The organism is Escherichia sp. WS1368 (genome assembly GCF_046487485.1).
GTDB lineage: Bacteria > Pseudomonadota > Gammaproteobacteria > Enterobacterales > Enterobacteriaceae > Escherichia > Escherichia coli.
Map to the genome: position 1 here is coordinate 265,185 of NZ_JBJQJI010000003.1, position 18,438 is coordinate 283,622.

General features: G+C 52.8%; 17 protein-coding genes. 10 read left to right on the plus strand and 7 right to left on the minus strand.

The genetic code is table 11. The features are described from left to right. Positions 1 to 123: 123 nt before the first annotated feature. From ACJHYD_RS10010 to ibsE, 4 genes are all read left to right on the plus strand, one after another. On the plus strand, positions 124 to 753 hold the full coding sequence (locus tag ACJHYD_RS10010; protein WP_001551667.1) for an OB-fold-containig protein: 630 nt from the start codon (positions 124 to 126) through the stop codon (positions 751 to 753). 26 nt (positions 754 to 779) lie between these two features. Next, positions 780 to 2,441, plus strand: coding sequence for a flotillin family protein (locus tag ACJHYD_RS10015; protein WP_001551668.1), 1,662 nt, complete (start codon positions 780 to 782; stop codon positions 2,439 to 2,441). 238 nt (positions 2,442 to 2,679) lie between these two features. Then, positions 2,680 to 2,739: a type I toxin-antitoxin system Ibs family toxin gene (locus tag ACJHYD_RS10020; RefSeq protein WP_100249717.1), complete on the plus strand. Its 60-nt coding sequence runs from the start codon at positions 2,680 to 2,682 to the stop codon at positions 2,737 to 2,739. A gap of 316 nt (positions 2,740 to 3,055) precedes the next feature. Beyond that, positions 3,056 to 3,115: a type I toxin-antitoxin system Ibs family toxin gene (ibsE, locus tag ACJHYD_RS10025; protein WP_001387082.1), complete on the plus strand. Its 60-nt coding sequence runs from the start codon at positions 3,056 to 3,058 to the stop codon at positions 3,113 to 3,115. A 119-nt stretch (positions 3,116 to 3,234) separates the two neighbouring features. Here the strand turns inward: ibsE and hldE are convergent, their stop codons facing one another. Genes hldE through ygiF form a run of 3 tightly spaced genes read right to left on the minus strand, consistent with a single transcriptional unit; the run spans position 3,235 to position 8,880 of the window. Further along, on the minus strand, positions 3,235 to 4,668 hold the full coding sequence (gene hldE, locus ACJHYD_RS10030) for a bifunctional D-glycero-beta-D-manno-heptose-7-phosphate kinase/D-glycero-beta-D-manno-heptose 1-phosphate adenylyltransferase HldE (protein ID WP_000869178.1): 1,434 nt from the start codon (positions 4,666 to 4,668) through the stop codon (positions 3,235 to 3,237). Positions 4,669 to 4,715: 47 nt separating this feature from the next. Beyond that, positions 4,716 to 7,556, minus strand: coding sequence for a bifunctional [glutamate--ammonia ligase]-adenylyl-L-tyrosine phosphorylase/[glutamate--ammonia-ligase] adenylyltransferase (glnE, locus tag ACJHYD_RS10035; RefSeq protein ID WP_001551669.1), 2,841 nt, complete (start codon positions 7,554 to 7,556; stop codon positions 4,716 to 4,718). Positions 7,557 to 7,578: 22 nt separating this feature from the next. Further along, positions 7,579 to 8,880 (minus strand): inorganic triphosphatase, encoded by a 1,302-nt coding sequence (gene ygiF / locus ACJHYD_RS10040; RefSeq protein ID WP_001551670.1) that lies wholly within the window; start codon positions 8,878 to 8,880, stop codon positions 7,579 to 7,581. Between the two features lie 241 nt (positions 8,881 to 9,121). Between ygiF and ACJHYD_RS10045 the strand changes: the two genes are divergently transcribed. Further along, positions 9,122 to 9,742 carry a TIGR04211 family SH3 domain-containing protein gene (locus tag ACJHYD_RS10045; RefSeq protein WP_001125331.1) on the plus strand — a complete coding sequence of 207 codons (621 nt, stop codon included), beginning with the start codon at positions 9,122 to 9,124 and terminating at the stop codon, positions 9,740 to 9,742. A gap of 63 nt (positions 9,743 to 9,805) precedes the next feature. After that, positions 9,806 to 11,044, plus strand: a complete 1,239-nt coding sequence (gene cca / locus ACJHYD_RS10050; RefSeq protein WP_001551671.1) for a fused tRNA nucleotidyltransferase/2',3'-cyclic phosphodiesterase/2' nucleotidase/phosphatase Cca — start codon at positions 9,806 to 9,808, stop codon at positions 11,042 to 11,044. A gap of 80 nt (positions 11,045 to 11,124) precedes the next feature. Here cca and bacA read toward each other — a convergent pair whose 3' ends face one another. Both bacA and folB read right to left on the minus strand, forming a co-directional pair. Continuing rightward, positions 11,125 to 11,946 carry an undecaprenyl-diphosphate phosphatase gene (gene bacA / locus ACJHYD_RS10055; protein ID WP_001551672.1) on the minus strand — a complete coding sequence of 274 codons (822 nt, stop codon included), beginning with the start codon at positions 11,944 to 11,946 and terminating at the stop codon, positions 11,125 to 11,127. A 90-nt stretch (positions 11,947 to 12,036) separates the two neighbouring features. Beyond that, positions 12,037 to 12,405 (minus strand): bifunctional dihydroneopterin aldolase/7,8-dihydroneopterin epimerase, encoded by a 369-nt coding sequence (gene folB / locus ACJHYD_RS10060; protein ID WP_001295541.1) that lies wholly within the window; start codon positions 12,403 to 12,405, stop codon positions 12,037 to 12,039. Positions 12,406 to 12,509: 104 nt separating this feature from the next. Here folB and plsY point away from each other — a divergent pair, with 104 nt between their 5' ends. Further along, positions 12,510 to 13,127 carry a glycerol-3-phosphate 1-O-acyltransferase PlsY gene (gene plsY / locus ACJHYD_RS10065; RefSeq protein ID WP_001272796.1) on the plus strand — a complete coding sequence of 206 codons (618 nt, stop codon included), beginning with the start codon at positions 12,510 to 12,512 and terminating at the stop codon, positions 13,125 to 13,127. Between the two features lie 12 nt (positions 13,128 to 13,139). On the opposite strand, the gene ttdR is transcribed toward plsY, so the two are convergent. Beyond that, entirely contained in the window at positions 13,140 to 14,072 is a 933-nt protein-coding gene (gene ttdR, locus ACJHYD_RS10070) for an L-tartrate utilization transcriptional activator TtdR (RefSeq protein WP_000935209.1), read from the minus strand. Between the two features lie 206 nt (positions 14,073 to 14,278). Here ttdR and ttdA point away from each other — a divergent pair, with 206 nt between their 5' ends. The 3 genes from ttdA to ttdT are packed head-to-tail and all read left to right on the plus strand — an operon-like array spanning position 14,279 to position 17,304. After that, positions 14,279 to 15,190: a L(+)-tartrate dehydratase subunit alpha gene (gene ttdA, locus ACJHYD_RS10075; RefSeq protein ID WP_001551674.1), complete on the plus strand. Its 912-nt coding sequence runs from the start codon at positions 14,279 to 14,281 to the stop codon at positions 15,188 to 15,190. Continuing rightward, entirely contained in the window at positions 15,187 to 15,792 is a 606-nt protein-coding gene (ttdB, locus tag ACJHYD_RS10080) for a L(+)-tartrate dehydratase subunit beta (RefSeq protein ID WP_000722957.1), read from the plus strand. Before ttdA ends, ttdB begins: the two co-directional genes overlap by 4 nt. Before the next feature lie 48 nt (positions 15,793 to 15,840). Continuing rightward, a complete protein-coding gene (ttdT, locus tag ACJHYD_RS10085) occupies positions 15,841 to 17,304 on the plus strand; it encodes an L-tartrate/succinate antiporter (RefSeq protein WP_001521359.1) in 1,464 nt (487 codons plus the stop codon). Positions 17,305 to 17,346: 42 nt separating this feature from the next. Here the strand turns inward: ttdT and tsaD are convergent, their stop codons facing one another. Next, the gene (gene tsaD, locus ACJHYD_RS10090) at positions 17,347 to 18,360 is read right to left on the minus strand and encodes a tRNA (adenosine(37)-N6)-threonylcarbamoyltransferase complex transferase subunit TsaD (protein WP_001264352.1); all 1,014 of its coding nucleotides are present in this window, start codon (positions 18,358 to 18,360) and stop codon (positions 17,347 to 17,349) included. Positions 18,361 to 18,438 lie beyond the last annotated feature (78 nt).

An 18,438-nucleotide genomic window follows, 5' to 3' on the forward strand; every position in this document is an offset into this window, starting at 1 on the left:
ATATTAAAAGACTTTCTCTTCCAGAACTTATCTAACATGTGTTATTATTAACAAAGATAAATGTAAGCAAGGAAACTATCCCAAAGTAAATATTGCGTCACTAAATGGACATTGGAGTGACATATGATTTTATTCGCCGACTATAACACCCCTTATCTTTTCGCTATTTCCTTTGTACTGTTGATCGGCCTTTTAGAAATTTTTGCGCTTATCTGCGGTCACATGATCTCCGGTGCACTTGATGCACATCTTGACCATTATGATTCCATAACCACAGGTCATATTAGCCAGGCACTTCATTATCTCAATATCGGAAGATTGCCAGCTCTCGTCGTTCTTTGCTTACTGGCTGGTTTTTTTGGTCTTATTGGCATCCTGTTGCAGCATGCCTGCCTCATGGTCTGGCAATCACCACTTTCGAACCTGTTCGTGGTTCCTGTCAGTTTACTGTTTACGATTATTGCGGTGCATTATACCGGTAAAATAGTTGCGCCCTGGATTCCACGCGACCATAGTTCAGCTATTACAGAAGAAGAATATATTGGTAGCATGGCGTTAATTACCGGTCATCAGGCCACTTCAGGTAATCCCTGCGAAGGAAAACTCACCGATCAATTTGGCCAAATACATTATTTACTACTAGAGCCTGAAGAAGGAAAAAGTTTCACTAAAGGAGACAAAGTGTTAATTATTTGCCGACTTTCTGCAACGCGATATTTGGCGGAAAACAATCCCTGGCCCCAAATATTGTAATTTATTAATCAAAAGGAAATTTAATAATGGATGATATTGTTAATTCTGTGCCCTCCTGGATGTTTACCGCGATTATTTCCGTATGCATTCTGTTTATTATTGGAATTATTTTCGCCAGGCTCTATCGTCGCGCTTCGGCAGAGCAAGCTTTTGTTCGTACTGGTTTAGGTGGGCAAAAAGTGGTAATGAGCGGTGGCGCAATCGTGATGCCGATCTTTCATGAAATAATCCCCATCAATATGAATACTCTGAAGCTGGAAGTCAGCCGCTCAACCATTGATAGCCTGATTACGAAAGATCGTATGCGCGTCGATGTCGTTGTCGCTTTCTTTGTGCGGGTAAAACCTTCAGTAGAAGGTATTGCCACCGCCGCCCAGACGCTGGGGCAACGCACCCTGTCGCCTGAAGACTTACGTATGTTGGTTGAAGATAAATTTGTCGATGCCCTCCGTGCAACAGCTGCACAAATGACCATGCATGAGTTACAGGATACCCGCGAGAACTTCGTGCAGGGCGTACAAAATACCGTTGCTGAAGATCTGTCGAAAAACGGCCTGGAACTGGAAAGCGTTTCACTTACCAACTTTAACCAGACGTCGAAAGAACATTTCAATCCTAACAACGCCTTTGACGCCGAAGGTTTAACCAAGCTGACGCAGGAGACGGAGCGCCGTCGTCGCGAACGTAACGAAGTTGAACAGGATGTAGAAGTTGCGGTGCGTGAGAAAAACCGTGATGCACTTTCGCGGAAGCTGGAGATTGAACAACAAGAAGCGTTTATGACGCTTGAGCAGGAGCAGCAGGTTAAAACCCGTACCGCTGAGCAGAATGCGAAAATTGCGGCTTTTGAGGCCGAGCGTCGTCGGGAAGCAGAGCAGACGCGAATTCTGGCTGAACGACAGATTCAGGAAACGGAAATCGACCGCGAACAGGCCGTCCGTTCCAGAAAAGTTGAAGCTGAACGTGAAGTTCGCATTAAAGAGATCGAACAACAGCAGGTCACCGAAATCGCCAACCAGACGAAATCGATCGCTATTGCCGCCAAATCGGAACAGCAGTCACAAGCGGAAGCGCGTGCCAACCTTGCACTTGCAGAAGCGGTAAGCGCCCAGCAAAACGTAGAAACAACTCGCCAGACCGCAGAAGCCGATCGTGCTAAACAAGTTGCCCTAATCGCTGCCGCGCAGGATGCAGAAACCAAAGCGGTTGAACTGACCGTGCGGGCGAAAGCAGAGAAAGAAGCCGCAGAGATGCAGGCGGCGGCAATCGTTGAGTTAGCCGAAGCTACGCGTAAAAAGGGTCTGGCGGAAGCAGAAGCGCAACGTGCGCTGAACGACGCTATCAACGTACTTTCTGATGAACAAACCAGCCTTAAATTCAAACTGGCGCTATTACAGTCGTTACCTGCAGTAATAGAGAAATCCGTTGAGCCGATGAAGTCTATCGACGGCATCAAGATTATTCAGGTCGATGGATTAAACCGAGGTGGTGCTGCGGGGAATGCGGCATCAGGCAGCGTTAGTGGCGGAAACCTGGCAGAACAGGCATTATCAGCCGCACTCTCTTACCGCACACAGGCACCACTGATTGACTCCTTGCTCAATGAAATTGGCGTTTCAGGCGGCTCACTGGCGGCATTGACTTCACCCTTAACCTCAACAACTCCCGTCGCAGAAAACGTAGAATAAATTTTCAACTATGAACATCCCTGGCCCAAAAGGCCGGGGATTTTTTATATCTGCGTTCCGCAAAAAACTGCAAATGCTCAGGTCGTTGCAGCCTTTTGCGTGACCGCTCGGGGAAGGCAAAACTGCCTCTGGGAAAGCATTGCGCGGGGTCTGACGCTCATCAACAATCGGGAAGTCAGCAAAGGGCTGAAACGGGAAAGCCCCTCCCGAGGAAGGGGCCTTACAGAAGGAAAGGGTTATGATGAAGCTCGTCATCATACTGATTGTGTTGTTACTTGTAAGTTTCGCCACTTATTAACAGCCAATCAGAGGGGGGAGAAATCCTCCCTCACCCTTGTTCCTTTACTTTAGGTTGAAAAAAAATCAGCGTCAAGAAGGTTTCATTAACACATATCCCTGGCCCAAAAAGCCGGGGATTTTTTATATCTGCGTTCCGCTAAAAGGTGCAAATGATCAGGCTGTTGCAGCGTTTTGCGTGACCACTCGGGGAAGGCAAAACTGCCTCAGGGAAAGCGTTGCGCGGGGTCCGGCGCTCATCAACAATCGGGGAGTCAGCAAGGGGCTGAAACGGGAAAGCCCCTCCCGAAGAAGGGGCCTTACAGAAGGAAAGGGTTATGATGAAGTTCGTCATCATACTGGTTGTGTTGTTACTGTTAAGTTTCCCGACTTACTAACAACTCATCAGAGGGGGGAGAAATCCTCCCTTACCCTTGTTCCTTTACTCTAGGTTGAAAAAACAACAGCGTCAATAGGCCTGCCAGGTACGAAGCGAGATCTGTGAAACGCTTTCCGGTTAGCCTTTTTTATCCTGTTGGATCTTCTTGATGATGTTGGTCGTCGAGCAACCGTCTTCAAAGTTGAGCACCAGCACTTCGCCGCCGTTGGCCCAGACTTCTTTACTCCCGGCAATCTCTTCTGGTTTATAGTCGCCGCCTTTCACCAGCAGGTCTGGCAAGATCCCGGCGATCAAGCGCTGCGGCGTGTCTTCTTCAAACGACACCACCCAGTCGACCGCTTCCAGTGCACCCAGCACAATCATACGCTGTTCGAGAGGGTTAACGGGGCGGGAATCCCCTTTCAGCCGTTTGGTGGAGGCATCGCTGTTCACAGCGACAATCAGGCGGTCACCCAGTTTGCGGGCATTTGCCAGATAGGAGACGTGCCCGGCATGGAGAATGTCGAAGACGCCGTTGGTCATCACCACTTTTTCACCGCGTTTACGCGCTGCCGCTACAGCAAGCTTCAGTTCCTCTTCGGTCATCACGCCAAAGCCGGTATCTGCACGTCCACGTACTGCGTTTTCCAGCTCGATCGGCGAAACCGTGGATGTCCCCAGTTTGCCGACCACCACACCAGCCGCCGCATTGGCAAAGAAGCAGGCTTCTTCCAGCGAATTACCCGCTGCCAGCGTTGCCGCCAGGACACCAATCACCGTGTCGCCCGCACCGGTAACGTCATACACTTCCTGCGCCTGGGTTGGCATATGCAGCGGCGCTTTACCCGGTTGCAGCAGCGACATACCCTGTTCGGAACGGGTCACTAACAGAGCCGAGAGTTCGTAATCGGCAATCAGTTTCATGCCGCGCTCAACAATCTCTTCTTCGGTCTTACATTTACCGACAACAGCTTCAAATTCCGAGAGATTCGGCGTTAACAGCGTAGCGCCGCGGTAGCGCTCAAAATCGGTACCTTTTGGATCAATCAGCACCGGAACACCCGCTTTACGCGCCAGTTGGATCATCTGCTGTACGCTTGCCAGCGCACCTTTGGCGTAGTCAGAAAGCACCAGCGCGCCAATCGAACTCAGCGCCTGATTAATCCGTTCGTGCAGCGGTTGCGGATCAACACCTTCGAAACCTTCTTCAAAATCCAGACGGATCAGCTGTTGGTTGCGGGAAAGTACCCGTAATTTGGTGATGGTCGGATGCGTCGGTACAGAAACGAAGTCGCATTTGACGTTGACGTCGGCCAGAGATTTACTCAGCGCGCGCGCTGCATCGTCAATGCCCGTCAACCCGACCAGGCGTGCATTAGCACCGAGAGAAGCGATATTCATCGCCACGTTAGCCGCGCCGCCCGGACGTTCTTCGATGGTATTTACTTTAACCACGGGCACCGGCGCTTCCGGCGAGATACGGCTGGTGGGACCGTACCAGTAACGATCCAGCATCACATCACCAACCACCATCACTCCTGCACGTTCAAACTCTGGCAGCGTTACTTTCATTCCTGTCTCCTGAGAGATTCAAAATTTGCGCGCGATAATACCATACTTCATTCTTCCACCAGCCACTTCTGCCAGCTTGCCCGCACCAGTTCACGCTCTGCGGTGAAGCAATCCTCCGACACATGGCCCGGCAATTCCTGTAATGCCAGATGATGAAGTTCATCGCGCAGCGTCGTGTAAGCACGGGTCAGCGCCATCGCTTCCTGCTCTTCCATAATGTCGTTTTGCGCCAGTAGTTCCAGAATGCGCACGTTGTCTGACCAGCGCGTTAACTTCGGTTTTTCATGAGCGTAGCGCAACACCAGATATTGAGTAATAAATTCGATATCGGTAATTCCGCCTTCATCGGCTTTGATATCAAAGCGATCGCGATGTTTATTGCCGAGATGGGCACGCATTTTCTCGCGCATTTCCCGCACTTCTGTTTGCAGGGTTTTGCCTTCGCGCGGCAGCGTCATAATCTCCCGGCGTACTGCGTCAAAGTGCGCGGTGAGCTGCGGATCGCCGTACACTACACGCGCACGCACCAGCGCCTGATGTTCCCACGTCCAGGCCTCGTTTTTCTGATAATCGGCAAACGCTTCTGCGGATGTCACCAGCATTCCCGCCGCCCCGGACGGACGCAACCGTGCATCCACCTCATACAAAATGCCGGAAGAGGTTCGCGTACTGAACAGATGCATAATGCGTTGCGCCAGACGCAGATAAAACTGTCGCCCGTCGATTTCCCGCTCGCCGTCAGTCATCGCATCCATCGGGCAATCATGGAGGAAGATCAGGTCAAGATCGGAACTGTAGCCTAACTCCCAGCCGCCCAGCTTGCCGTAGCCGACCACCGCAAAACCACGCCCTTCGCGTTCGTTTAGGTGATTTGGCTTACCGTAGCGGGCAACCATTTGAACCCACGCCTGCTGAACGACGGCATCTATCATAGCCTCCGCCAGCCAGGTTAAGTGATCGCTCACTTTCATTACCGGTAGCGTACCGGCGATATCCGCTGCCGCAATACGTAACAGTTGCGCCTGTTTGAACTGACGCAGCGCCTCAAGCTGTTGTTCTTCGTCATCTTCCGGCACGCGCAGCAAATACTGGCGCAGTTCATCACGGTAGGCATCCATCGCCGTCGGCTGGTAGAGAGTGTTTGGATCGAGCAGTTCGTCCAGCAATAATGGATAACGCGCTAGCTGGCTGGCAATCATCGGCGATGCGGCACACAGAGAAATCAAATGTTTAAGCGCCGCGGGGAATTCACTGAGCAATTCTAAATAGGTAGTGCGGGTAACAATTCCCACCAGCAAGGCGGTAATGCGCGACAGCGTGACAGCAGCGTCTTCACGCGCACAGACATCACTTAGCAGATGCGGCATCAGATGGTCGAGCACCTGACGCCCGCGCGGCCCGATGGTACGCTTATCCAGCTCTTTGCGAAAATCGGCAATCAGCGTCAGCACCTGTTTGCAATCATCTTCGCTAAGATGCGCCAGCACTGGCGTAGTGTCATCTTCCTGCAACGCATCCTGCCACAGCTCACGCCACTGTTCCGACAGCGACTCTTCCTGAGTTTCGCTTTCGTCGTCGCCAATCAATTCATTAAACACCCGGCGCACATTGGTCATATGTGCGGTCAGCGCCCCAGTCAGTTGCTGCCAGTCAGCAAAGTCCATCGCCCACGCCAGCCGCGCACGGTTAAGCTCATCAGAAGGAAGCGTCTGGGTTTGTTCGTCGTTAATGCTTTGCAGCAGGTTTTCCAGACGCCGCAGGAACAGATACGCCACTCGCAATTGTTCAGCATCGTTTTCAGAAAGCAGATGCAGCGCGGCAATGACGCTGAGCGTTGGCAGTAAAGAGCGCGACTGCAGCGACGGTTCGCGCCCACCGCGAATGAGCTGGAACACCTGAACGATAAATTCAATTTCGCGAATGCCGCCTGCGCCGAGTTTGATATTGTCGGTCAAACCACGTCGACGCACTTCACGGGCAATCATCCCTTTCATGTTGCGCAGCGACTGAATCACGCTGAAATCGATGTAACGACGGAAAACAAACGGGCGCAGCATCGCACGCAACTCGTTAGCATAGACGCCTTCGCTATCGCCCATAATCCGCGCCTTGACCATCGCGTAACGCTCCCAGTCGCGCCCCTGCTCCTGGTAATAATCCTCCAACGCGGCAAAGCTCAGCACCAGCGGGCCACTTTCGCCAAACGGACGCAGCCGCATATCCACGCGATAGACGAAGCCATCCTGCGTTGGTTGATCCAACACTTTAATCAGCCGCTGCCCCATGCGGGTAAAAAACTGCGCGTTATCCAGTTCCCGGCGTCCGCCCTGCGTACAACCATGTTCCGGCCAGGCAAAAATCAGATCGATATCTGAGGAGAAATTCAGTTCCCCACCGCCCAGCTTACCCATGCCTAAAATCAGCAGCGGTTGCGCTTCGCCCTGCGCATTGCACGGCGTTCCCCACTCGCGGCAGCAAGCGTCATACAGCCAGTCACGCGCGGCGACAATCAGCGTCTCCGCCAGATGGCTGAGCTGCTGCAATATGCTCTCTTCAGTAACCAAAGCCAGCGTTTGCGCCCAGGCGATGCGCACCATAATGCGCCGCCGGAATAGCCGCAGCTCGCGCATTAACCCGGCTTCGTCACTCACATTGCTGAGCGCCTCCTGCAACCATGCCGCGTAATGCTGCCATTCGTCGGCCTGCGGCGATTGGCTTTCCAGTTCCGTCAGCCACTCTGGATGCGCAATCACGCTGTCCTGCACAAAATCACTGAAAGTAAGTACTGACTTCGCCTGTGCGCTAAGTGATTTCTCGGCTAAAGGCTCTGGCAGCCGCTCAACAACGGTCTGCCAGTACTGCTGTAACGGTGAAGAGAGCGGCTTCATAAGCGATTTTATCCTTGCCTGATTAACGTTTTCCGCTGTGCAACCAGAACGGTTCCTGATTGTTTGCCTCATTACGGAAATGTTCAATTTCAATGCGTTGCCCGGTCGCAATAGCGTGACGCAGCCCCTGCCAGTTCTCCAGCCAGGCTTGCGCGACGACAGGATCATAGTAACCCGCCAGCAACAGTATTGAGTTAATATCACGCGTCAGACGTGGCAACTGGTCACGGTAGCGATCGCCCAACGGCTGGCAGAAAACGCTTTTCAGTTCAGCGGCATGGCGGGAAAGATGGATATCGGCAAAGCGTTTGAAGGAATCGCTCATTTTACTCTGCGCTTTGGCATCTAAAAACGGCTGCCAGGCTTTGCTTACCAGCCATTCGGTCAACGCCAGCTTCGCCATTGCCGTTTTGGTAGAGTAGACCGCCGTCACGGCAGAAACCGCAGAAGCGATGGTCGCTTCGCATTGAGTCAGCAAATCACGTAAGTGAGTGCTCGCTTTGCGCGGCACAATACCACCGAACAGCATCAGTGTATGACGGACCAGACCAATGGCTGCCAGCACCTGTTCTTTCGCCGCATCGTTGCCGCGTACCCACAGTTCTTCATGATACTGCCATTGCGCTAACGCCAGCTCGAGCGCCGCTTCCAGCCCCTGTTCCACATCGGCTTTTGCCGCAACATGCAAAATGGTGGTCGGTTTGATTTCACGCGCCGGATTGCCCTGCGCCAGATGATAGCCACGCGCCGCTTTGCTCAGGCTGCCCTGGCGTAATCCGGTTTGCGATACCAGTTGGTTCGCCAGTTTCAGCACCGCGCGCGTGTCGCCGCTAAGCAGTTCCAGTTCCAGCTCACAGATAGGTTCAGCAAATTCCCCCGCTTTCACCTCCCCCTGATCGAGAGCGATTTCAATTCGGCTGTCATCGACCGCCACCAGCCATTTTTCGCGATAAAAATCGGTGCTGAACAGCGGTTGTACGCGGGAAGCGAGATCGGCGGGCAATTCGCCGTTCGGCCAGACTTCCGTCGGTAACTGCGCCAGGTCGAGCGTCGGTTCGCTCAACGCCACGTTATATTCCGGGCGCTGGTGTAAGCCGCCTGTCACTCTTCCTGCAACTTTCATGGTCATCTCATAGCGACCGTTTTCGCCACGAATACGTAAGCCCATATCGTGCCCACGCAGCCAGTTATCCGGCGTTTCGTAGTAAATATTCAGCAACTGCACGGGGTCATGGTGCTCGCCGCCCAGCGTATTGAGATGGTCACGCAACGCCTCAACGGCACTGTGATTAACAATAAACTTTAATTCGATTTCCTGAGCCATGGCCTTTACTTATCGGTTATGTCACATAAGTGACGATGAACGGCGAACTTAATGCGATCTTTTTTGTCAGTAGATAGTATTTTGCGCCAAATTGCCATGCAACGGGCAATTTGACGGGCGTAAAAGTTTGAAGCAGTGGCAAGACCTGACACAGAGGATTCCGATTGATGTCGAATGCTTTGCGTAGCGACACTGATGCCACTACTATCGTTCCACTTTCCATGACAATAACGACAGCCTGATGCCAAAATTACGCCTGATCGGATTAACTTTACTCGCACTTAGCGCCACTGCCGTCTCACACGCTGAAGAAACGCGCTATGTTTCTGATGAACTGAATACCTGGGTCCGTAGCGGTCCGGGAGATCATTATCGCCTCGTGGGCACGGTTAACGCCGGCGAGGAAGTGACCTTATTACAAACTGACGCCAACACCAATTATGCCCAGGTGAAAGACAGCTCTGGCCGTACCGCCTGGATCCCGTTGAAACAACTTAGCACTGAGCCAAGTCTGCGCTCCCGTGTGCCAGATCTGGAAAATCAGGTCAAAACCCTGACCGATAAACTCACCAATATCGATAACACCTGGAATCAGCGCACCGCAGAAATGCAGCAAAAAGTGGCGCAGAGCGACAGCGTGATCAACGGGTTAAAAGAAGAAAATCAGAAACTGAAAAACGAGCTGATTGTCGCGCAGAAAAAGGTCGATGCCGCCAGCGTACAGCTGGATGACAAACAGCGCACCATCATCATGCAATGGTTTATGTATGGCGGCGGCGTGCTGGGGCTTGGCTTGCTGCTCGGTCTGGTACTGCCGCACCTGATCCCAAGCCGCAAACGTAAAGATCGCTGGATGAACTAAATCGCCTTCTTCGTTGCACTGTCTTATTATTAGGAATTGTGTATTTGACGAAGGGATGATGGCGTGAAGATTTATCTGGTCGGTGGTGCTGTTCGGGATGCATTGTTAGGGCTACCGGTCAAAGACAGAGATTGGGTGGTGGTCGGCAGTACGCCACAGGAGATGCTCGACGCGGGCTACCAGCAGGTAGGCCGCGATTTTCCTGTTTTTCTGCATCCGCAAACGCATGAAGAGTATGCGCTGGCACGTACTGAACGGAAATCCGGTTCCGGTTACACCGGTTTTACCTGCTATGCCGCACCGGATGTCACGCTGGAAGATGATCTTAAGCGTCGCGATCTGACCATTAATGCGCTGGCCCAGGACGATAACGGCGAGATTATCGACCCGTACAACGGTCTGGGCGATCTGCAAAATCGTCTGTTGCGCCATGTTTCCCCCGCTTTTGGCGAAGATCCGTTACGCGTACTGCGCGTGGCGCGTTTTGCTGCGCGTTATGCCCACCTCGGTTTTCGTATTGCCGATGAAACTCTGGCACTGATGCGCGAGATGACCCATGCGGGTGAACTGGAACACCTGACGCCTGAACGGGTATGGAAAGAGACGGAAAGCGCCCTCACCACCCGCAATCCCCAAGTGTTCTTCCAGGTACTGCGCGATTGCGGCGCACTGCGCGTTTTATTCCCGGAAATTGACGCCCTGTTCGGCGTTCCGGCCCCTGCCAAATGGCATCCGGAAATCGACACGGGTATTCATACCTTAATGACGCTCTCAATGGCGGCGATGCTGAGTCCGCAGGTCGATGTCCGTTTCGCAACTTTATGCCACGATCTCGGTAAAGGACTGACGCCGCCAGAACTCTGGCCGCGTCATCATGGTCATGGCCCGGCGGGTGTTAAGTTAGTGGAACAACTATGCCAGCGTCTGCGCGTGCCAAATGAAATTCGCGATTTAGCCAGACTGGTGGCTGAGTTTCACGATCTCATCCACACCTTCCCAATGCTGAACCCAAAAACCATCGTCAAATTGTTTGATTCCATTGACGCCTGGCGTAAACCGCAGCGTGTCGAGCAACTGGCGCTGACCAGCGAGGCTGACGTGCGCGGCAGAACCGGTTTTGAATCGGCGGACTACCCGCAAGGCCGCTGGTTGCGCGAAGCCTGGGAAGTGGCACAGTCAGTACCAACAAAAGCCGTCGTTGAAGCGGGATTTAAAGGTGTGGAGATTCGCGAGGAGCTGACCCGACGGCGGATTGCGGCGGTAGCCAGTTGGAAGGAACAACGTTGCCCAAAGCCTGATTAAGCACTTAAATTTCAATATATTGCAAACACCGTCCAGGTCGGATAAGACGCACATGCGTCATATCCGACACTATCCCTCAATCAAAAGAACACGACGTACACCGCAGCCGCCAAAATAAAGCGATAAATGGCGAATGGGATAAACGAAATCCGCTTAATCAATTGCAGGAAGGTTTTAATCGCTATCAGCGCCACTACGAAGGCAGTGATAAACCCAACGGCAAACATCGGGATATCGCCGGTTGTCAGGAAGCCCCAGCTTTTGTAGAGATCAAGCGCCGTTGCGCCCATCATCATCGGCACCGCCAGCAGGAACGAGAACTCGGAAGCAGCGTAACGGCTCACGCCCATCAGCATCCCACCTGAAATGGTCGCCCCGGAGCGAGAGAAACCCGGCCACAGCGCCAGACACTGGAAGCAACCAATCATAAACGCCTGACGATAGGTCATATCATCGAGACCCGGCGCACGCGGTTCTTTTGGTTTCAGGCATTCGGCGGCAATCAGCAACAGACCGCCAACGACCAGCGCATACATCACATTTATCGGGTTAAACAACGACTTAATCGTGTCGTGGAACAACAGCCCCAGTACCACCGCCGGAATCATCCCCAGCAAAATGTGGATCAGCGTTAAACGGCCTTTGCTTTCTCCTTCGTGCTGCAACGGGCGACCAAAGTGAATACCAATAAGGCCAAACAGACGCCGCCAGAACATCACTACTACCGCCAGAATTGATCCTAACTGGATCACGACTTCAAAGGTTTTCGCCGTGTCGCCCTCAAACCCCAACAAGTGACCGACAATAATCATATGGCCCGTGCTGGATACCGGCAGAAATTCTGTCAATCCTTCGACCACACCCAATATTGCCGCTATCAGCAGCGAGTGCATATCGCTCATCAATAAACCCCTAAATTATAAAAATGTAACGCTTGTCCGAACTACTGCAGTATGACCAGGTTATAACCGTTTGGTTTAACAGCTGTAAAATTAATTATTTTCTTTCAGATTATTGCCACGCTCAATGATGACGCCAACATTCGCCGCCCGCGCCACTGCGCCTGGCTTGCTGAGTTTGATACGCACCCACGGCGAGTTGAAGCGTGCTAACAGCAGCTCCGCCACCTCTTCCGCCACACGTTCCACCAGCGCAAAACGCGCCCCCTCGACGTGGCTGACTACCGTTTCTGCAATGTCAGCGTAACTGAGGCAATCCGCCACATCATCACTTTTCGCCGCTTTACGGTTATCCCACGCCATTTCGATATCGAACACTAACTTCTGTTCGATGGTCTGTTCCCAGTCGTAAACACCAATAGTGGTGATTACCGAAAGTTGCTCTATAAATACAATATCCATCACGTCCTGCCTGCTTTTTGGCTAACCGGATACCACTTCCGGCGAAATGTGCGTATTATCCACAGATTCATCGTTGAACACGAATTTTCAAAACGGAACAGCTTATGAGTGCAATCGCGCCTGGAATGATCCTCATCGCGTACCTCTGCGGCTCCATTTCCAGTGCCATTCTGGTTTGCCGCTTGTGTGGGCTGCCCGATCCGCGAACCAGCGGCTCCGGCAATCCTGGCGCAACCAATGTGTTACGTATCGGTGGCAAGGGAGCAGCCGTAGCAGTACTGATTTTCGACGTTCTGAAAGGAATGTTGCCTGTCTGGGGGGCATATGAATTAGGTGTCAGCCCCTTCTGGCTAGGCTTAATTGCCATCGCCGCCTGTCTTGGACACATCTGGCCCGTTTTCTTCGGTTTTAAAGGAGGAAAAGGCGTTGCTACCGCTTTTGGTGCCATCGCACCAATTGGCTGGGATCTTACTGGAGTAATGGCGGGAACCTGGTTACTGACCGTGCTATTGAGCGGATATTCGTCGCTGGGAGCGATTGTCAGTGCACTGATTGCTCCGTTTTATGTCTGGTGGTTTAAGCCACAATTCACCTTCCCGGTTTCGATGCTCTCTTGCCTGATCCTGCTGCGTCATCATGACAACATCCAGCGTCTGTGGCGTCGTCAAGAGACAAAAATCTGGACGAAATTCAAAAGAAAGCGCGAAAAGGATCCTGAGTGATTTTTCGCGAGTCTACATAACCTGATAGCCTTCGTCGGGCTTGCCCAGCCGTTGCTGGCACCATGCCGCCAGAAATTCCACGCAGACACGTAATTTCATGCTGCGATAGAGCGGCTCCCGGTAAACAGCCCAGATATTGGCGCTTTGTGCATACTCCGGCAATACTCGCACCAGTTTGCCACTCTCCAGAAACGGCAACACATCCCACTCGGAACGCAACATAATCCCTTTGCCCTCCAGCGCCCATTGCAACACTATCTCGCCGCTATTGGAGGAAAGATGCCCGCTTACCTTCACCGATTTTTTCTCCTGACCGTTCCCCAACTCCCATATTCCGTGGGTCATATCGCGCTCTTTGGTCACCAGACAATCATGACGACTTAATTCCTGTAAGGATTGTGGCTGCGGATATTTTTGCAGATACTCAGGTGCTGCGCATAATATTCTTTTATTTTTCGTTAACAGATGCGCAATATAATAATCAGGAATTTCGTCATTAATACGAATATCCAGATCAATATTATCCTGCACTAAATCAATTTGCCGATCGAACAATTCAAAATGCACCTGTAACTCAGGATAATTGCGCATCAGTTCGGTAATGGCTGGCGCAATATGGCTGCGCCCAAAACCAAAACTGCAACCAATACGAATCATCCCCTCCGGGCGCGTTTTGATTTGCGTGACGTCATCGACCAGTCGCTGATATTGGGTGAGGATTTCCAGCGCATGCTCGTAACAACGTTGGCCACTTTCAGTCAGCGCCACGCCGCGAGCGGAGCGGTTCAGCAGCGTTGTTGCCAGCGTATTTTCAAGGATTTGGATCCGCTTGGTGACAAATGCAGGCGTCTGCCCAAGCGTCGCCGCTGCGGCGCTAAAACTCCCGCTGTGGACGATTTCTACCAGTACCTGCAAATCTTTGGCTAAAGGCCAGCTATTCAGCATCGTTAATTATCCGCAGTTGTGATAAGCGCAGTGTATTTCGCAAAACATTGCCATTCCCTGCTCTGGCGCAATATTCATTCTTATTTTCGCGTTGATTCACGAACTGTTAATTACATATTCACGCTGGCAAAAAATATAAAACCACATTTTTAGTGGTAGTTTGTTGTGGTGAATTTTTCCAGACAAATAAAGAAACTGGAGTTGCCATGATGAGCGAAAGTAATAAGCAACAGGCAGTGAATAAGTTGACGGAGATTGTCGCTAACTTTACCGCAATGATTTCTACCCGAATGCCTGATGACGTGGTGGATAAACTAAAACAGCTAAAGGATGCCGAAACGTCGTCGATGGGGAAAATTATCTACCATACGATGTTCGACAACATGCAAAAAGCGATTGACCTGAATCGTCCTGCCTGTCAGGACACCGGCGAAATCATGTTTTTTGTTAAGGTCGGTTCCCGTTTCCCACTGCTTGGCGAGCTGCAAAGCATACTCAAACAAGCCGTGGAAGAGGCAACCGTCAAAGCGCCACTGCGTCACAATGCGGTAGAAATTTTTGACGAAGTAAATACCGGCAAAAATACCGGTAGCGGCGTACCGTGGGTCACCTGGGACATCATCCACGACAATGACGATGCGGAAATCGAAGTTTACATGGCAGGCGGCGGCTGCACGCTACCAGGCCGCTCGAAAGTGTTAATGCCGTCAGAAGGCTACGAAGGCGTAGTGAAATTCGTCTTCGAAAATATCTCCACCCTCGCCGTAAACGCCTGTCCACCGGTACTGGTGGGCGTGGGCATCGCCACCTCGGTGGAAACCGCCGCCGTGCTCTCGCGAAAAGCCATTTTGCGCCCGATTGGCAGCCGCCATCCAAATCCAAAAGCGGCAGAGCTGGAAGTACGCCTGGAAGAAGGACTCAACCGTCTGGGGATTGGTCCACAAGGGCTGACTGGCAACAGTTCAGTGATGGGCGTGCATATCGAATCTGCCGCCCGCCATCCGTCAACCATCGGCGTTGCTGTTTCTACAGGCTGCTGGGCGCATCGTCGCGGCACACTGCTGGTTCATGCCGATCTCTCCTTTGAAAATCTGTCTCACACCCGGAGCGCGTTATGAAAAAGATCCTGACAACCCCGATCAAAGCTGAAGATCTGCAAGATATTCGCGTCGGCGATGTGATCTACCTGACCGGTACGCTGGTGACCTGCCGTGACGTTTGTCACCGCCGCTTGATCGAACTGAAACGTCCGATCCCTTACGATCTCAACGGCAAAGCGATTTTCCACGCTGGCCCCATCGTGCGCAAAAACGGCGACAAATGGGAGATGGTTTCCGTCGGTCCGACAACCAGTATGCGTATGGAAAGTTTTGAACGTGAATTTATCGAACAGACCGGCGTGAAACTGGTGGTCGGCAAAGGCGGAATGGGGCCGCTGACCGAAGAAGGCTGCCAGAAATTCAAGGCGCTGCATGTGATTTTCCCGGCAGGCTGCGCAGTACTGGCGGCAACCCAGGTGGAAGAGATTGAAGAGGTGCACTGGACAGAACTCGGGATGCCGGAGTCGCTGTGGGTCTGCCGGGTCAAAGAGTTCGGTCCGCTGATTGTCTCTATTGATACCCACGGCAACAACCTGATAGCCGAAAACAAAAAGCTGTTCGCCGAACGCCGCGATCCCATCGTGGAAGAGATTTGCGAGCACGTCCACTACATCAAATAACCCTCCCGGAGAGGCTCACCCCCTCTCCTTTTTCGCAGGCATAACACGATGAAACCTTCCACTGAATGGTGGCGATACCTTGCGCCGCTGGCGGTCATCGCCATTATTGCTCTAATTCCGGTTCCCGCAGGGCTGGAGAGTCATACCTGGCTCTACTTTGCCGTTTTTACTGGCGTGATCGTTGGACTGATCCTCGAACCCGTGCCGGGTGCCGTGGTGGCGATGGTGGGTATCTCCATTATCGCCATTCTCTCGCCGTGGCTGCTGTTTAGCCCGGAGCAGCTCGCCCAGCCAGGTTTTAAGTTCACCGCCAAATCCCTCTCCTGGGCGGTTTCTGGTTTTTCTAATTCGGTTATCTGGCTGATTTTCGCCGCCTTTATGTTTGGCACAGGCTATGAAAAAACCGGGCTGGGGCGACGTATCGCGCTGATTCTGGTGAAAAAGATGGGGCATCGTACGCTGTTTCTCGGCTATGCGGTGATGTTCTCCGAGCTGATCCTGGCACCTGTAACACCGTCCAACTCGGCGCGCGGTGCGGGGATTATCTATCCCATCATCCGTAACCTGCCACCGCTCTATCAATCACAACCAAACGACAGCAGTTCGCGCAGCATTGGCTCGTACATCATGTGGATGGGGATTGTTGCCGACTGCGTGACCAGCGCCATTTTCCTGACGGCGATGGCACCTAACTTGCTGTTAATTGGCCTGATGAAAAGCGCATCTCACGCCACACTGAGTTGGGGCGACTGGTTCCTCGGGATGTTGCCGCTCAGTATTTTACTGGTTCTGCTGGTTCCCTGGCTGGCTTACGTGCTGTACCCGCCGGTACTGAAGTCTGGTGATCAGGTGCCGCGCTGGGCAGAGACGGAACTGCAGGCAATGGGCCCGCTCTGTTCTCGTGAAAAACGGATGCTGGGGCTGATGGTAGGCGCACTGGTGCTGTGGATTTTCGGCGGTGATTATATCGATGCCGCGATGGTCGGTTACAGCGTGGTGGCACTGATGCTGCTTCTGCGCATTATCAGTTGGGACGACATTGTCAGTAATAAAGCGGCGTGGAACGTTTTCTTCTGGCTGGCCTCGCTTATCACCCTCGCTACCGGACTCAACAACACCGGTTTTATTAGCTGGTTTGGCAAACTGTTAGCAGGCAGCTTAAACGGTTATTCGCCAACGATGGTGATGGTGGCGTTGATTGTGGTGTTTTATCTGCTGCGCTACTTCTTTGCCAGCGCCACGGCGTATACCTCCGCCCTCGCACCGATGATGATTGCCGCTGCGCTGGCGATGCCGGAAATCCCGCTTCCCGTGTTCTGCCTGATGGTTGGCGCGGCAATTGGTCTGGGGAGCATTCTTACGCCATACGCCACCGGACCCAGTCCGATTTACTACGGTAGTGGTTATCTGCCAACGGTGGATTACTGGCGACTGGGGGCAATTTTTGGGCTGATATTCCTCGTGTTGCTGGTGATTACCGGCTTACTGTGGATGCCCATGGTGTTGCTTTAAGTGAGGACGGTGCCGGAAGTGACTCTCCGGCACCCGAGAGTTTTACGCAGCCGGTAACTCAGCCAGCGGCCAGCGCGGACGCACGCTAACGCCGAGATCCGCCGTCGCGCCTGCTTTAAACCGCACCATTCCGGCATAGGCGATCATCGCGCCGTTATCAGTACAAAATTCCGGACGCGCGTAGAACACTTCGCCACGGCGTTTTTTCATCATTTCAGCCAGCTTCGCCCGTAACGTACGGTTAGCACTCACGCCGCCCGCCATGACCAGTCGCTTAAAGCCCGTCTGATCCAGCGCCCGCTTGCACTTAATCATCAGCGTATCGACCACCGCATCTTCAAAGGCGCGGGCGATATCAGCACGCGTCTGGTCGTCGGTGCCGTTGTCACGAATGGTATTTGCCGCGAAGGTTTTCAGGCCGGAGAAGCTGAAATCCAGCCCCGGACGGTCGGTCATCGGGCGCGGGAAGACAAAGCGCCCGGCTGTACCCTGAGCCGCCATTTTCGACAGTAATGGCCCGCCAGGATAATCCAGCCCCAGCAGCTTCGCGGTTTTATCAAACGCTTCACCAGCCGCATCATCGATAGACTCGCCGAGCAGCTCGTACTGACCAATGCCAGTCACGCTGATTAACTGCGTATGACCGCCGGAAACCAGCAGCGCGACAAACGGAAATTCCGGTGGGTTATCTTCCAGCATCGGCGCTAACAGATGCCCTTCCATATGGTGTACCGGGATCGCCGGAACGTCCCAGGCAAACGCCAGAGAACGCCCCACGGTCGCGCCAACCAGCAGCGCGCCGACTAATCCAGGGCCTGCGGTATAGGCCACAGCATCAATGTCTTTTGCCGTTAAACCAGACTCCTTTAGCGCCGCCTGGATCAACGGTACGGTTTTACGCACATGATCGCGGGAGGCCAGTTCAGGCACGACGCCGCCGTAGTCAGCGTGCAATTTCACCTGACTATACAATTGGTTGGCTAACAAACCTTTTTCATCGTCGTAAATGGCGATGCCGGTTTCATCGCAGGAAGTTTCAATACCCAGTACACGCATGACTTGTTTTACCTCGCTTTATTACCGCGCAGTGTAGGACCAATGCGGGTTGATGTAAAACTTTGTTCGCCCCTGGAG